Genomic DNA, 15,796 nt, shown 5'->3' with positions numbered 1-15,796 from the left:
CTTTTCACTCCAATGTTTCAGTTTCAGTTCCAGTTCCAGTTTCAGTTTCTTTATCATTTTTCGGGATTACGCGACCATCTATGGCATTTACAAATAGGTCATCAGCGACCTTGCCATGCTTAACGACAAAATGCCAAGTAGGTACAAGCATTTGTGATTCCGTTTGTGGGATTAATGTATAATAACCTAATTCTGCTTTTACAACTTCACTTTTAGCAAAAATCATATTCTTGGCATAAAGATTGCCGATCGCTGTCATAATCGGCAGTGCCTTTTCTCCGCCTCTTTTTTCCATCTTTTCTAAAATTGTTTGTTTATACGAAACAACTTCATTTTTATCGTTCAGAATTAACACCAACTGACCACTATCATTTTTGAAAAACTGTTTATCTTCATATGTCTGATAAAATATAATTACATTTTTATCTTTGTCGTATTCCCAATATTTATATTGATTGCCATACAACATATTTTCCGATATAAATGTTTCTAATTGAATCGGGTCGAAGCTGGAGTTTAGTTTTTCTGGCTTTTTAAAGGTAGAAAATAAAGACGTTTTATTTGGTCCAATTGTTACCGTTTGATTAACTAATTCTTTTATTTCTTTTTCGGTAAATTTCTTTGTTTTTGCGCTTATATACTGAACTTTAATTGATTCAGAAGGAAAGCTTATATTATAAGTAATCTCCGCTTCCTTTAACCGATCCTCTAATGAAGGATCTTCCTTTAGTTGCTCAATTTTGCTATCACTATATTGTCTAGAAAACTGGACAAATAAAAAGATATCAAGAATTAAGAAGACAATGATAAACATTGTTTTTGTTTTATTCCAATCCATGCTGCTCCCCCTTAATATCCTCAGACATCAATGGCAGCCATTTACCGTCATACTCATAATACCATATCGGTTCAAAATTTAGCACCTTTCGCATAGAATCATAGTCTAACTGATATCCAACCGATAAATTATTAATTTTTTGTTGATCAATATCAAGCTTTTCTAAGTATCCCAACACCATATCAGTAGAAGGAAGTTTTACTTCTCCATTATCTATAGGTACGAGGGATGAAAAGTTGATATATGGTCTTTCATATTCATAAATGATTTGGGCGTCTCCCCAATTGAGTGTTGCATCCGCTATATGGTCTGGATATTTCGTATTAAATACAGGGATTCCATTTTTGAAAAGACGAAAAACCACTTGATTTTTATTTGGATCCGTACTAAAGTAGCGAAAATCATCTTTCCATCCACCATTATTATTAACAAAGTCATTGCTCTGCCTAATTAGATTTTTAATGCGAATAAAAATCCCCGGGCTTTCACTTGGATTAAAGAAATCTATTGAACCACGATCTAAATTCGCCCTCATAAAACTTGTCCCATCTTGATATTCTATATTGCTGCCTTCCTGGCTTTTTTCTACAATCTTGGGTACAGGGAATAAAGCATTTTTGAAATTTTCTACGATTGATAAATCATTTTTATCCCACAAATAACTATATCTTGTAACAGTTTGTACGGATGTAGGTAATAAAATTTCCTTTTTATTATTTAACTTGTACACGTGATATGGTTCGTACAGATCCTTTTTATTGTTAATTTTATTTACAAAGGCTTGTAGACCAGTATAGCTAGCAGATCCACTAAACACTCGTTTCGCCTTTGTATTAATAAAATAAACGGATGCAACCTTCTGGGCCGGATTTGAAATATCAATCACCATTTGGTTAAACTCTTCAGTAGGAACCTTTTTGTCACTGACATGAATAACACCTTTAAATGTATCAAAAGGGATCAAATCTGAAAAATAAAGTTCTAATTTTTTTGATCCGTGTATAATCTTTTGCCAGTCATTGTCTCTATAACTCTTGGCAGCTCCAATCTCATAAAACTTAAAGCTCCCAATTTCATTCATAATCCGATCAATTTCTGTTTCTTCTGTTGTTCCACTATATAAATCATTATCATGAAGGAAAATTTTCATCGGTTTAATGATTTCCTTTAGTTCCTTTGGTTCAACATTTTCTGTATCAGGTGTTTCTGTATTTCTAATGGTTTCATAATTTACTTGGAACGTCCACAAACTCCATGTTAAATAAATACTGATGGCGACTAGAAAGATTAACAATATTGTTTTCAACGTTTCATATTTCATAACCATTCATCCTCTTGAGAACGATCATATGGAAGTGTTAAATAGATCGTTGTCCCTTTTCCTTCTTCACTTCTAGCCCATATTTCCCCACCATGTGCTTCAACCATTTCCTTGGCAATTGCTAGTCCAAGTCCAGAACCGCCCATTTTTCTAGTTCTCGCTTTATCAACGCGGTAAAAGCGTTCAAAAATCTTCTTCAGATTATCTTTAGGAATTCCCATTCCTTGATCGGAAATACTTAGTTCAATCATTTCATTAAGTTCACGAGCTCTAAATGTTATTTGCCCGCCTTCAGGTGAATATTTTAATGCATTTGAAATAATATTATCTAGCACTTGAGTCAATTTATCTAAATCAACCTCGACAAATAAGTCCGCGTTAGGAAGCTTTCGTTTAAAAGTTACATTTTGCTCTTTTGCCATTTCGAAACGATCAATGACATGGTGGAAATATTCAATGATATTAACCCATTCTTTATTTAATTGATAGTCTCTGCTGTCCATTTTTGATAATTTCAACAAGTCATTGACAAGGCGAATCATTCTTTCCGTTTCATTTTGCGTAACTGTTAAAAATCTTGGTGCAATTTCTTTATCTTCCCAAGCTCCGTCAGCTAATGCCTCTAAATAACTTCTCATCGTTGTAAGCGGCGTTCTTAATTCATGGGAAACATTTGATACGAACTCTCTTCGTTCCATATCAATTTTTTCTTGCTCGGTAATATCGTGTAATACAGTTATTAACCCGCTAACAAATCCCGTTTCACTTTGAATAACGGAAAAACTAGCACGCAAAATATACGGTTCATCCTTTTTACTATAATCCAAAATAACCGAGTCCTGTTCATTCAGTAAATCTTCAAAATGGTGGAGGTCCTCAATTTTTAGTAGGGAAACAAGCTCTTTGGAAAGGACTGTTTCACGTGAAACATCTAGCATATCCGCTGCAGGCTCATTAATTAAAATGACTTTTCCTCTTCGATCAGTGGCGATCACACCGTCCGTCATATGGGAAAGAATAGAGGAAAGTTTTCTTCGTTCTCCCTCGGTTGTTGCCTGAGATTCTTGAAGCTTTTTCGTCATATGATTAAAACTATATGCTAGTTGCCCTATCTCATCGTTGCCATACACTTTTACTTTTCTGGAGAAATTCCCTTTCGCCATTGCCAATGCCTGCCTTCGCATATCGGAAATTGGCCTTGTAATTGTTTGAGCTAGTACAATCCCAAGGATTGCTGTAATAACCATAGCGATCGCAGTACCTTTGGTAAAAATTGAATTAATTTCATTGATTTCTTTATATACTGATTCAATCTTACCGACGATATAAATATAGCCAGTTTCATTGCTGCTTAATTTAATAGGATCAATTAAAACCCAAATACGCTTTCCCGAGTTATCAACAAAACGCTTGCTCCAAGTATTTCCGGAATTTATCGCCCTTTTCACGTTATTATCTATTGCCTTTTGTCCGACAATTCCTTGATCACCTGTATCAGAAGTAGCGAGAATGACATTATTACTATCAATTAAACGTATTTCCTCAATCTCTGCGCGTGCATTGTCTTTTAATATATCTTGTATTTTTTTTCTGCTATCTTCATTCGTTTCCTCTGTGCTCATCGCCTCACGAATAAAGTATCCTAAACTGGTCACTCTCCCCTTAATGGAGCTCATAAAGTTTTCTTGTAGTTTTTCCTCTAATTTATTAACAAAATAGACTCCGATAATCTCCATTGATACTAATGTTAATAAAAGAAAAATTAAGACAAACTTTAAATGGATTGACTGAAAAAAACCAACCTTCTTCATCACATTACTCCTGTTCGGGATTACGCAAATAGTAGCCTACTCCACGGCGTGTAACGATCCACGCAGGATGACTTGGATTATCCTCTACTTTTTCTCTTAAACGTCTTACAGTAACATCAACAGTTCGGACGTCTCCGTAATAGTCGTATCCCCAAACCGTTTGCAGCAAATGTTCTCTCGTCATCACTTGACCGATATGTTGAGCTAAATAATATAGTAACTCAAATTCCCGATGTGTTAACTCTATCGTTTCCCCACGTTTAGAAACGATGTATGCATCTGGGTGAATAACTAATGATCCAATTGTAATTTCATTACTTTTCTCTTCTTCGTCTGCTACGGCTGCGACTTGTTGATGGCGTCGCAAATTGGCTTTCACACGCGCGATTAATTCTCTTGTGCTAAAAGGCTTTGTTACATAATCATCCGCTCCGAGCTCTAAGCCGATAATTTTATCGATCTCTGAGTCCTTAGCTGTAAGCATGACAATCGGCATTTCATATTTTTTTCTAACTTCTCTACATACTTCAATTCCATCACGCTTTGGTAGCATAATGTCTAATATTAATAAATCAGGGTTGATTTCCTCGACCATTCTAATTGCTTCTTCACCGTCATATGCACAGTAAACGGTGTATCCTTCTTTCTTCAAATTAAACTGAAGGATATCAGCAATTGGTTTCTCATCATCAACGACCAATATTTTTTTATCCATGCCTATTACTCCCTTTATATTCAAATAAAATCGATTTTAATTATAATGTATTATAATACGATAAAAATTATCCACTACCTCTATTTTACTGTAACATGTTCTATACGTGAATTCATCTTTTAAGGATAATTGATTTTTTCCAACTCTTCCAATTGTTTTTTTATATGAATAAAAAACCTCTAGACTTTGCTAGAGGCACTTTATTCATATATTAAAAGTATGTTTATTGTCTTTACTATTTAGGTTATGTCGAACTAAGATGTTGATTTCCGCTGCAGGTACTCGCTTTCCGCGGGGCTGGCGATGAGCCTCCTCATCGCTTCGCTCTTGCGGGGTCTCATCTGTCCAGCTAATCCCGCAGGAGTCTCGTACCTTCCGCTCCAATCAACTTGGCGTCAATAATCAACATCGAACTTTAAAAAAGGCCAGTATTTATAGAAAGTAATAAATAAAAAAGCATTGCGAGAGTCTTATGTCATCGCAGTGCTTTTTGATGATGGCTCGGGACGGAATCGAACCGCCGACACATGGATTTTCAGTCCATTGCTCTACCGACTGAGCTACCGAGCCAATTGAAATGGCGGTCCGGACGGGACTCGAACCCGCGACCTCCTGCGTGACAGGCAGGCATTCTAACCAGCTGAACTACCGGACCAAATATTATTATTAAAAAATATTTGAAGGATGAGCCATGAAGGACTCGAACCTTCGACCCTCTGATTAAAAGTCAGATGCTCTACCGACTGAGCTAATGGCTCGAACTTAATATTTCGTAACAACGTATTTTATATTACCATAACATTATTTCATAAAGCAACAACTTTCGGCAAATTTCGTAAAAAAAATAGAAAAGCTAAAAGCTCCTTGCTTAGCTTTAGCTAGACGTTGCAGGATAACTTTGTAGGACTGATTACAATAAAAAATGAGGATGATCAAAAATTCATCCTCATTTCCTCATTTATCTCCAAACACTATTAACAACATTTGTTTGTGAACGGTCAGGTCCAACAGAGAAGACGGACAATGGAATTCCTGTTAACTGTGAAACGCGTTCTAAATAGTGACGAGCATTTGCTGGTAACTCTTCTAATGTTTTGCAGCTTGTAATATCTTCCGTCCAACCCGGCAGCTCTTCATAGATTGGTTCACATTCAGCTAAAATATTTAGATTTGCCGGAAACTCTTCAATAACTGTATCTTTATATCGATAAGATGTACAAATTTTAACTGTTTCAATACCCGTTAATACATCAATGGAATTAAGGGAAAGGTCTGTAATTCCACTAACACGACGTGCATGGCGAACAACAACACTGTCGAACCAACCAACACGTCTTGGTCGTCCTGTCGTTGTCCCATATTCACGACCAACTTCACGGATTTGATTGCCTATATCGTCATGTAATTCGGTAGGGAATGGACCATCTCCTACACGAGAAGTATATGCTTTTGCTACACCGACTACATGATTAATTTTTGTCGGACCAACACCGGAACCGATTGTTACTCCACCGGCAATTGGATTGGATGATGTAACAAACGGATATGTACCTTGGTCAATATCCAACATAACTCCTTGTGCCCCTTCAAATAGAACACGGCGCCCTTCATCTAAAGCATCATTTAAAACAACAGACGTATCACAAACATATTGCTTAATTTGTTGTCCGTACTCATAGTATTCATCCAAAATTTCCTCTAATGAAAATCCATTCGTTTCATAGAAACGTTCCAATAAACGGTTTTTCTCTTCTAAATTACGAGCCAATTTCTCTTCAAATATTTCTCGATCAAGAAGATCAGCCATACGAATACCAACACGAGCAGCTTTATCCATATAGGCTGGTCCAATTCCTTTTTTCGTCGTACCTATTTTATTCGCACCTTTTCGTTCCTCATCCATCTCATCAATTTTCAAATGATAAGGAAGTATTACATGTGCACGATTACTAATTCGTAAATTATCTGTGGAAATTCCTCTTTCGTGCAATCCTTTTAATTCTTGAACAAGCGCTTTCGGATCAACCACCAAACCATTTCCGATAACACTGATCTTTTCTTTATAAAAAATCCCAGATGGAATTAAGTGTAATTTATATGTTTCACCATTAAAACGAATCGTGTGACCCGCATTATTTCCGCCTTGGTATCGTGCAATGACTTCTGCATTTTCAGAAAGAAAGTCTGTAATCTTTCCTTTTCCTTCATCGCCCCATTGTGTTCCGACAACAACTACTGATGACATTAATAAGGCACCTCCAAATAATTTTTACGTTCTATATTTTATACCCTACTTATTTTAACAATTTATATAAAAAAGTCAATCCAAACACGAACATTTAGTAGGTGTTTAATCTACTTTATTCGTAATTATGTAAAATATAAAAAAAGAGAACTGGTAAACTCCAATTCTCTTTATCTACTATTATTAATTCAGAAATCTTCTTAAGCTCCCGCCGGAACTTGAGCATCATCAAATCGACGTTCCAAATTAACAAACTTATTATATTCTTTTACAAAAGCTAATGATACGGTTCCAACTGGGCCATTACGCTGTTTAGCAATTATGATTTCGATAATATTTTTGTTTTCACTTTCCTTATCATAATAATCGTCCCGATAAAGGAAGGCAACAATATCCGCGTCTTGCTCAATACTTCCTGATTCACGGATATCTGACATCATCGGACGCTTATCCTGACGTTGTTCAACACCACGAGAAAGCTGAGAGAGGGCGATAACCGGAACTTCTAACTCACGTGCGAGTGCTTTTAACGAACGTGAAATTTCGGAAACTTCCTGTTGTCGGTTTTCACCTGAACGGCCATTCCCTTGGATCAACTGCAAATAATCAATTAATATCATTCCGAGACCATGTTCTTGCTTTAACCTTCGACACTTGGAGCGGATCTCGCTAATCCGAATACCTGGCGTATCATCAATAAAAATACCTGAATTCGAAAGACTTCCCATCGCCATCGTCAGCTTTCGCCAGTCTTCGTCGGTTAATGAACCGGTCCGCAAGTTTTGCGCATTAATATTCCCTTCTGCACAGAGCATACGCATTACTAATTGTTCCGCTCCCATCTCGAGACTAAAAATTGCCACATTTTCGCCAGCCTTTGTTCCGACATTTTGGGCAATGTTTAAAGCAAAAGCCGTTTTACCTACTGAAGGACGTGCAGCGACAATAATTAAATCATTCCGTTGGAAACCTGCCGTCATCCGATCAAGCTCGGTGAAGCCAGTAGGAATCCCAGTAATATCGCCAACACGGTTATGCAGTAATTCAATATTATCATAGGTTCTTACAAGCACATCTTTAATATTATGAAAGGAACCCGCATTTTTCCGTTGGGCAACTTCCATAATGCTTTTTTCAGCCTCATTTAACAATGCATCTACTTCATCTTCACGAGAATAACCTTCCTGGGCAATCGTTGTTGCCGTTCGAATTAATCGGCGCAAGAGAGATTTCTCTTCTACAATTCTCGCATAATATTCAATATTTGCTGCTGTTGGAACAGATGCAGCTACTTCACTTAAATACGATATACCACCAACATCTTCTAATTGTTTAGCAGCAGCTAGTTCTTCAGTAACTGTAACTAGATCAACCGCTTTGCCCTCATCATTTAGCTTTAAAAAAACACTAAATATCTTTTGATGAGCACTGCGATAAAAATCCTCCGGAATCAATGTTTCCGAGGCCAAGATCAATGAAGATGGTTCCAAAAAGATAGCCCCTATAACTGCTTGTTCTGCTTCTATATTTTGAGGCGGCATGCGATCCGCAAATAAATCACTCATTGAAATAAAACCTCCCATTTATGAGCTATACATACTCAAAATAAATCCATAGAAAAAAAGTGATCAATTATATTCGATCACATTTAATTCTTTCTTTATTTCCACTCTTAAAAGAGAGATTGTCATATCAAACATTCACCTTACTTAACTATTTTATCACGAAGTTATTTCTTGTGAAGCTGGCAAATTTAACAAGACGTGTTTTTATTTTTCTTCTTTTACATGGACATTTAATGTTGCTGTTACTTCAGAATGAAGTTTAACAGGTACTTTAGTAACCCCTAGAGTACGAATGGCATCGTCCATTTCTATTTTGCGTTTATCAATTTTAATATCGTGTGCCTTTTTTAATTCCTCTGAAATTTGTTTGCTTGTAATCGAACCGAAAAGGCGACCACCTGTACCAGATTTTGCTTTCAATTCTACAGTAATTTGTTCTAGTTTTTCTTTCAACTTTTTCGCTTCTTGAAGCTCTTCTGCAGCTAATTGCTGTTCCTTTTTCTTTTGTGCATCGAGACCTTTTAAATTTCCTGGAGTTGCCTCTACAGCCAATCCTTGCTTAAGTAAAAAGTTGTGAGCATATCCATCCGCTACATTTTTTGTTTCTCCCTTTTTTCCTTTTCCTTTAACATCTTTTAAAAAAATTACTTTCATGATTGCTGTCTCCCTTCTAAATAATCATCTATTGCTTTCAACAGCGCCTTTTCTGCTTCTGCAATTGTCGTGTTTTGAAGTTGCGTGGCGGCATTCGACAAATGACCACCGCCGCCTAGACTTTCCATTATAATTTGAACATTTACTTTTCCTAATGAACGTGCGCTTATTCCTATCTCTTCTTCTGATCGTTTAGAAATAACGAAAGATGCCTGTACTCCATCCATTGTTAGTAGAGTGTCTGCAGCTTGTGCAATTAATACCGAATTATAAATCTCTTCATCGGTACCTTTTCCAATAGCGATTCCATCACGAGAAAATTTTACACTCTCAATTAATTTTGACCGTTTAATATACGTTTCCAAATCTTCTTTCAAGAACTTCTGGACTAAGATAGTATCCGCACCTTGGGCACGTAAATATGAAGCGGCATCGAATGTTCTTGAGCCCGTTCTTAACGTGAAGCTTTTTGTATCAACGATTATTCCGGCTAATAGGGCTGTTGCTTCAAGCATATTAATTTTTTCATTTTTTGGTTGGTATTCTAATAACTCAGTGACAAGTTCGGCAGTGGAAGAAGCATATGGTTCCATATACACTAAAAGTGGATTTTTTATAAAATCCTCACCGCGTCGATGATGGTCGATAACAACAATATTATCCATCCTCTTAATGAGTTTTTCTTCGATGACAAAGGACGGCTTATGCGTATCCACAATGACCAGTAGGGACTCTTCCGTCGCCATTTCCATTGCGTCTTCCGGTGAAATAAAGCGAGAATATAAATCCGGATATTGCTTCACTTCATCAATTAATCGCTTTACCCCGGTATCAATCTCAGAAAAATTGATAACAATATAACCTTCTATTTGATTCATTTCCGCTACTTTACGTACACCGATAGCTGATCCAACGGCGTCCATATCAGGAAATTTATGCCCCATTACAAAAACTTTATCGCTCTCAATCATCAATTCTTTTAATGCATGAGAAATCACTCGTGCACGTACTCTTGTACGCTTTTCCATCGGGTTTGTCTTCCCGCCATAAAACTTCACTTTTCCATTCATTTGCTTAATGGCTACTTGATCTCCCCCTCTGCCAAGTGCTATGTCCAAACTTGATTGGGATAAAGTACCTAAATCAGGCAAGGTTGGTCCATCAGCACCAATACCAATACTTAATGTTAGCGGGATATTCTGCTTCGTTGTTGTTTCACGTACTTCATCTAAAATAGAGAATTTATTCTCTTCCAACTCATTAAGAATTTTCTCATTAAAAACACCGATAAATCGTTCAGCGGACACTCTTTTTAGAAAAATCCCGTACTCAGTTGCCCATTTATTCAGAATTGACGTCACTAAACTATTGAGACTACTCCGTGTTTGGTCATCCATTCCTTGTGTCACTTCATCATAATTATCTAAAAAGATGATGGCAATAACTGTTCTTTCCTCATTATACAGTTTTACAACTTCAGCCATTTCTGTAACATCTAAAAAGTAAAGTAATCGTTCCTTATGTTTTAAGGTAACGCGGTATTTTCGCCCATTTAATGATATTAGCTCAGTATCTACTTCTTGCTTAATTAACGGAACTAAATCTTCTGCAACATCATATAATGATTCCCCGACTAGTGTATCTTCATTAAAGCATGAAGCCATATAATGATTTGTCCATTCAATAAAGTAATCATCATTGATCAGCATAATTCCAATTGGCATTTCTAATAATGCCTCTTCACCAACCCTTTTTATTCGGTGGGATAAGGTGGAAATATACTCAAGAGTTGCTTTATTTGACCTTTGTTCAAGAAAAAGGGCTAGATAAAACAAGGTCCCTATCAGTAGAAGCCCAATAACCGTAATCCACCAATGGTAAAAAGCAATGAGTCCTAAAAGGGCTAAAGAAACCGCCAGCAGTCCATATAGTGGATAACGTACCATTCGATTTTTATAATATGAAGGCATGTTTATTCTCTCCCATTTAATTCAAAACTCCCAGTGATTATTCCGTTCCCATCATTCAAAACAGGGGTCATGATGATTTTCGTTTAATTATTTGTCGTAAATTAAACCCTAAATCCATTATACCTAATATTCTTACTAGATATTGAAGAGGGAAGAGTAAAAATGAAAAAATAATAATCAAAACCGGAATTGCTTTTGGCCACTTTTTTTCATAGCTATAAAAATAAAGGAAAGAAAATCCTTGAAGTAACATTAATAATTGTAAAACAAAATTTAAGTTAGCTAATGCTGTGTTTGCAAAACTGCCTTGTTCAGGCTTTAAAATAAGCGTCAATATAATTGTTATTAAATAATACCATAATATGCTTCTTGGTAATTGTAAATCCCCAAATGAATTCCACTTCGGAGTATCGATTTGAAAACGCCTAACTATTGGCAAATTAATCGATAACAATATCCAAATAATAAGGAAGGATGCAGTTACAAGCAGACTCGGCAATAGAATTGTAAACGAATTCAGAACGGTATTGAATTGATCCATCAGTTGATCAGAAGATCCTTTGTCTACTGCTTCAAAAATTTGCATGGACTTATTCATTGATTCACGGACCATTTTGATTGTGTCTTTTAAAATGTCTATCTTAAAAAAGACGACCGAAACAACATATTGACCGATTGTATTTAGTAAAAACATGATACTTGCAGCTATGTATAGAAATGTTTTGGACTTTTTCCTTTGAATGCTGTAACCGATAACCATTCCTGTCGTACCGTAGGCGATTGCTACCGGAATTAATAACAATGTTCCTACTAATGCTGAAATAATAATTCCTCCAATTAATAACACAAACGAATATTTTAAAGGATATTTAGCACTATAGAGGATGAACGGTAACAATAGAAAGGCAACCGCAATTAAAGACAAAAATGGGATATAGTTGAAAATCAAAAGTAAAATCGTGAAAACAGCGAGCATTAAAGCTCCTTCTGTTAACATTTTTGTGTTTTTCATTCTTTCACCTCATGTATCTATTAGGTTTATACTACCATATGAAGGAAGTCTAGACAAAAAAAACAGTGCCCTTCAAAGACACTGTTTATTAGAACAATTAACCTGTTTATTAGCTATTCAACTTAAAATGGCTAATTACATTTTGTAAATCATAGCTTAATTCCGTTAAGTTACTGGCTAATTCCGCAACAGATTGAATGGCTCTTAATTGTTCATCCGTCGAAGCGCCAACTTCTTCACATGCTGCAGCCGTTTGTTCTGACATTGCCGCCATGTTTTGGATAATATTTACGACCTCATCTTTATGAGTAGATACTTCTTGTATCCCATTATATACAGAAGTGATTGATTGCTGCATAACATTCATAAGCTTTGTTATTTCCTCAAAGGTTTGATTCGTTTCATTAACTACTTCTGATTGTTGCATCCACGTTTCCTTTGTTTTCTTCATTTCATCTACTACATGATGTGTTCCTTCTTGTATATTTAGTATCGTTTGCTTTACTTGGTCTGTTGCCTTTACTGACTGTTCTGCCAGCTGCCGAACTTCTTCAGCTACTACCGCAAATCCCTTTCCGTGCTCACCGGCACGTGCCGCTTCGATACTAGCATTTAATGCTAATAAATTCGTTTGAGAGGCAATCGATGTAATTGTTTGAATTACTGTCTCAATTGAGTTAATTTTCATCGATAAATCTAAAACTACTGAAGACATCGATTGGATATATTGATCTGCTGTATTAAAGGAAATCTTTAAATCTTGCATTTTACTTATACCTAAATGATTCATTTCATTTGTTTTTAAGGCAAGATTACTCATTTGTTCAGATTTCTCATGAATATCATTAATTTGTGAACTTAAATTTGTAGAATTAATATTGGCCACTTCAGCATCCTCTGCTGATTTAGATGCGCCTTGGGCAATCTCATTTACAGCTAGTGCCATTTGTTCACTTGACGCATTCGTTTCTTCCGAACTTGCACTTAAGTTTTCAGCTGATTCCCTAACTTTTGAAATGGACTCATTTACAACTATAATTACTTGTTTAATTTTTTCAATCATTGAGTTAAAGCTATTCGCCAACTCTCCAATTTCATCATTTGAATTTACATTAGCGTATGCTTGCAAATCCCCATCTGATAATTGGCCCATTGCCGCTTTTAATTTCTTTATCGGCTTAGTAATACGAATTGAAACATATGCTAACACAATAACTGAAAGGATAAGCGTTGATACACCAATAATGATTAGAATCGTTTGTAAATCTTTTGCCAAAACTAATAAATTACCTTGATTGTATACTGCGCCTATTTTCCAACGGTTCGTTAAATTAGTACTATATACGAGCACTTTGCTATTTTTGCCTTCTTGATAGTTAATAATTCCTCTATCCTTATTTTCCTTCATCATTTGCTTAATAAAAGGAATCGTTGTTAAATCCTCGCCATGTGTATCTTTATATATAATTGACTTTCCATCAGAATTGACGATAAACGGGATCCCTTTGTATCCAAGTTTCATATTAGATATCCGGTTGGTAATTTCAGACATTTTAATATTTGCTCCAATTACACCAACGATCATACCTTTATTTATAACAGCTTTTGAAGCGGTAATAATATATTCATTTGTTGCAGGATCTTTATATGGTTCAGTCCAAACGACTCTCCCTGTGGTGGTAATCGCATTTTTATACCAATTTTGTGTAGTTGGATCCGCATCCGCTGATAAATTAGCTTTTGGTAAAGCAACAATTTTTTTATTTGTTGTTGCGAAGTATGTTGAAGTTGCTTCCTTATATGTATTTAAATAACCTGTTAATATGTCTTTAATTACTTGGTCATCTTGCTTTCCCTTCTCTTTGTTATTAATGGAAAGTCCCTGATAACCATATTCCCCAATCTTTTCATACGTACTAATTTGTTCAATGCTTTTTTCGTATTGATTAAAATACAACTGGATTGAGTAGTTTAGTTCATTAACCATTCTATCTGTTTCAGAAATGACATTTTCTTTTGTTTTTTTACTCGCTTGCCATGTTGTAATTGCAATCATTGCTGTAAACGAAACAATTAACAAAATGGTCACAACAAAAATAAACTTAAATTTTATAGATTTAAACACTATCTTTTTAGCACCTACCTATAAGATTACCCTATAATATTGAAACTACTTTTAATTTCGACATATTTCATCAATAGTTTAGAAAATCGGAATTTGTTGTAATATTCAAATTACCAAAACCTACACAAAGCCATAATAGGCAAAAAAAGAAAGCTACTGGTCAAACAGACCAATAGCTTTCTTTCTTCTTATTATTCACCAGATACGTATGGTAATAAAGCCATAGTACGTGCGCGTTTGATAGCAATCGTTAATTTACGTTGGTATTTTGCGCTTGTTCCAGTTACACGACGTGGAAGAATTTTTCCACGTTCAGAAATAAACTTTTTCAAAAGATCTACATCTTTGTAGTCGATATGTGTGATTCCGTTAGAAGTAAAGTAACACACTTTACGACGTTTACGTCCGCCTCTGCGTCCACCTGCCATGTTATTTCCCTCCATTTCTTAATTAGCTATCGTTAGAATGGAAGATCATCATCTGAGATGTCAATCGGTTGACCATCATTTGAAAATGGATCTTCATCTACTCGTGTATATCCTTGGTTTCGTTGATTCTGATTTTGGTTGAATGGTGTGTTTTGATTTCCTTGACCACCGCCATAAAAATCATTGTTGCCGCCACGATTAGGGTTAGCATTAGCATTTCTTGGTTCTAGGAATTGAACACTTTCTGCCACTACTTCAGTAACATATACGCGTTTTCCATCTTGTCCTTCATAATTACGAGTTTGCAAACGACCGTCAACACCTGCTAGACTTCCCTTTTTCAAGAAGTTCGCAACGTTTTCCGCCGGTTTACGCCATACTACACAATTAATAAAGTCTGCTTCCCTTTCACCTTGTTGATTCGTAAACGTACGATTCACAGCAAGAGTAAAAGTGGCAACAGCAACCCCACTTGGAGTATATCGTAAGTCTGGATCTTTCGTTAATCGACCTACTAATACGACTCGGTTCATCATCAGAATCAACCCCTTCCTTTTTAAAAACTATGTTCCACGTGAAACATAGCTATCATTTATATAATTACTCTTCTTCTTTAATGACGATGTGACGGATAATGTCGCCACTGATCTTAGCAAGACGGTCAAATTCTTGAACCGCTTCTGGGTTAGCATTTACAGTTACGAGACGGTAAAAACCATCACGGAAGTCTTCGATTTCATACGCAAGACGACGCTTACCCCAGTCTTTAGATTCGATGATTTCCGCACCTTGAGTTGTTAAAACGTTATCGAAACGTTCAACGAGAGCTTTTTTAGCTTCATCCTCAATATTTGGACGGATAATGTACATAATTTCGTACTTTTTCATCTTTCTGTCACCTCCTTATGGACTATGCGGCCCTTTTAATAAGGGCAAGGAGCAATGTTTAATATACGTTCATTACTCACAAGTAGTAATTATAGCACATCAACTAGCCATGTGCAACGGATGTCCAATCTTTTATATCAATCTTGTTTCAATTATCATAACACAAACATTTGTTCGCGTAAAGTGTTTATCATACTTTTCCTTTGAAAATATCTTTTACAAAA

13 protein-coding genes and 3 tRNA genes are annotated in these 15,796 nt (G+C 35.9%); all 16 read right to left on the bottom strand.

What is annotated here, in order from left to right; all coding sequences use genetic code 11:
- Positions 1–4: 4 nt before the first annotated feature.
- Complete coding sequence (locus B5V89_RS14045) at positions 5–838, bottom strand: two-component system regulatory protein YycI (RefSeq protein WP_108072524.1); 834 nt, start codon at positions 836–838, stop codon at positions 5–7.
- The gene (locus B5V89_RS14040; RefSeq protein WP_181294676.1) at positions 825–2,159 is read right to left on the bottom strand and encodes a YycH family regulatory protein; all 1,335 of its coding nucleotides are present in this window, start codon (positions 2,157–2,159) and stop codon (positions 825–827) included. Before B5V89_RS14040 ends, B5V89_RS14045 begins: the two co-directional genes overlap by 14 nt.
- Complete coding sequence (gene walK, locus B5V89_RS14035) at positions 2,156–3,970, bottom strand: cell wall metabolism sensor histidine kinase WalK (protein ID WP_108072521.1); 1,815 nt, start codon at positions 3,968–3,970, stop codon at positions 2,156–2,158. The genes B5V89_RS14040 and walK overlap by 4 nt, the downstream gene beginning before the upstream one ends.
- 4 nt (positions 3,971–3,974) lie before the next feature.
- Entirely contained in the window at positions 3,975–4,685 is a 711-nt protein-coding gene (gene yycF, locus B5V89_RS14030; protein ID WP_066230906.1) for a response regulator YycF, read from the bottom strand.
- Positions 4,686–5,182: 497 nt separating this feature from the next.
- A tRNA-Phe gene (locus B5V89_RS14025) sits at positions 5,183–5,255 on the bottom strand.
- 8 nt (positions 5,256–5,263) lie between these two features.
- Positions 5,264–5,340 (bottom strand) — tRNA-Asp (locus B5V89_RS14020).
- A gap of 30 nt (positions 5,341–5,370) precedes the next feature.
- Positions 5,371–5,443 (bottom strand) — tRNA-Lys (locus tag B5V89_RS14015).
- Positions 5,444–5,643: 200 nt separating this feature from the next.
- Complete coding sequence (locus B5V89_RS14010) at positions 5,644–6,930, bottom strand: adenylosuccinate synthase (protein ID WP_108072519.1); 1,287 nt, start codon at positions 6,928–6,930, stop codon at positions 5,644–5,646.
- Between the two features lie 200 nt (positions 6,931–7,130).
- Entirely contained in the window at positions 7,131–8,495 is a 1,365-nt protein-coding gene (dnaB, locus tag B5V89_RS14005; protein ID WP_066235818.1) for a replicative DNA helicase, read from the bottom strand.
- A 204-nt stretch (positions 8,496–8,699) separates the two neighbouring features.
- Entirely contained in the window at positions 8,700–9,149 is a 450-nt protein-coding gene (gene rplI, locus B5V89_RS14000) for a 50S ribosomal protein L9 (RefSeq protein WP_066235817.1), read from the bottom strand.
- A complete protein-coding gene (locus B5V89_RS13995) occupies positions 9,146–11,119 on the bottom strand; it encodes a DHH family phosphoesterase (protein WP_066235816.1) in 1,974 nt (657 codons plus the stop codon). The genes rplI and B5V89_RS13995 overlap by 4 nt, the downstream gene beginning before the upstream one ends.
- Positions 11,120–11,186: 67 nt before the next feature.
- Positions 11,187–12,131: a YybS family protein gene (locus tag B5V89_RS13990; RefSeq protein ID WP_066235815.1), complete on the bottom strand. Its 945-nt coding sequence runs from the start codon at positions 12,129–12,131 to the stop codon at positions 11,187–11,189.
- Positions 12,132–12,240: 109 nt separating this feature from the next.
- A complete protein-coding gene (locus B5V89_RS13985; protein ID WP_108072518.1) occupies positions 12,241–14,256 on the bottom strand; it encodes a methyl-accepting chemotaxis protein in 2,016 nt (671 codons plus the stop codon).
- Between the two features lie 191 nt (positions 14,257–14,447).
- Positions 14,448–14,684 carry a 30S ribosomal protein S18 gene (gene rpsR / locus B5V89_RS13980; protein ID WP_058005131.1) on the bottom strand — a complete coding sequence of 79 codons (237 nt, stop codon included), beginning with the start codon at positions 14,682–14,684 and terminating at the stop codon, positions 14,448–14,450.
- Between the two features lie 32 nt (positions 14,685–14,716).
- A complete protein-coding gene (ssb, locus tag B5V89_RS13975; protein WP_066235813.1) occupies positions 14,717–15,220 on the bottom strand; it encodes a single-stranded DNA-binding protein in 504 nt (167 codons plus the stop codon).
- A gap of 64 nt (positions 15,221–15,284) precedes the next feature.
- Positions 15,285–15,572: a 30S ribosomal protein S6 gene (gene rpsF, locus B5V89_RS13970; RefSeq protein WP_066235812.1), complete on the bottom strand. Its 288-nt coding sequence runs from the start codon at positions 15,570–15,572 to the stop codon at positions 15,285–15,287.
- Positions 15,573–15,796: the final 224 nt, after the last annotated feature.

Source organism: Heyndrickxia sporothermodurans (genome assembly GCF_003055045.1).
Classification (GTDB): domain Bacteria; phylum Bacillota; class Bacilli; order Bacillales; family Bacillaceae_C; genus Heyndrickxia; species Heyndrickxia sporothermodurans.
The sequence above is the reverse complement of the archived record's forward strand: the minus strand, read 5'-3'. Positions and strand labels throughout refer to the sequence as shown.

Coding starts and splice junctions, on each gene's coding strand:
- rpsR (WP_058005131.1), bottom strand. CDS start 14,684: ATGGCAGGTGGACGCAGAGGCGGACGTAAACGTCGTAAAGTGTGTTAC.
- B5V89_RS14045 (WP_108072524.1), bottom strand. CDS start 838: ATGGATTGGAATAAAACAAAAACAATGTTTATCATTGTCTTCTTAATT.
- B5V89_RS13990 (WP_066235815.1), bottom strand. CDS start 12,131: ATGAAAAACACAAAAATGTTAACAGAAGGAGCTTTAATGCTCGCTGTT.
- B5V89_RS14040 (WP_181294676.1), bottom strand. CDS start 2,159: ATGAAATATGAAACGTTGAAAACAATATTGTTAATCTTTCTAGTCGCC.
- B5V89_RS14010 (WP_108072519.1), bottom strand. CDS start 6,930: ATGTCATCAGTAGTTGTTGTCGGAACACAATGGGGCGATGAAGGAAAA.
- yycF (WP_066230906.1), bottom strand. CDS start 4,685: ATGGATAAAAAAATATTGGTCGTTGATGATGAGAAACCAATTGCTGAT.
- dnaB (WP_066235818.1), bottom strand. CDS start 8,495: ATGAGTGATTTATTTGCGGATCGCATGCCGCCTCAAAATATAGAAGCA.
- ssb (WP_066235813.1), bottom strand. CDS start 15,220: ATGATGAACCGAGTCGTATTAGTAGGTCGATTAACGAAAGATCCAGAC.
- B5V89_RS13995 (WP_066235816.1), bottom strand. CDS start 11,119: ATGCCTTCATATTATAAAAATCGAATGGTACGTTATCCACTATATGGA.
- rpsF (WP_066235812.1), bottom strand. CDS start 15,572: ATGAAAAAGTACGAAATTATGTACATTATCCGTCCAAATATTGAGGAT.
- walK (WP_108072521.1), bottom strand. CDS start 3,970: ATGAAGAAGGTTGGTTTTTTTCAGTCAATCCATTTAAAGTTTGTCTTA.
- rplI (WP_066235817.1), bottom strand. CDS start 9,149: ATGAAAGTAATTTTTTTAAAAGATGTTAAAGGAAAAGGAAAAAAGGGA.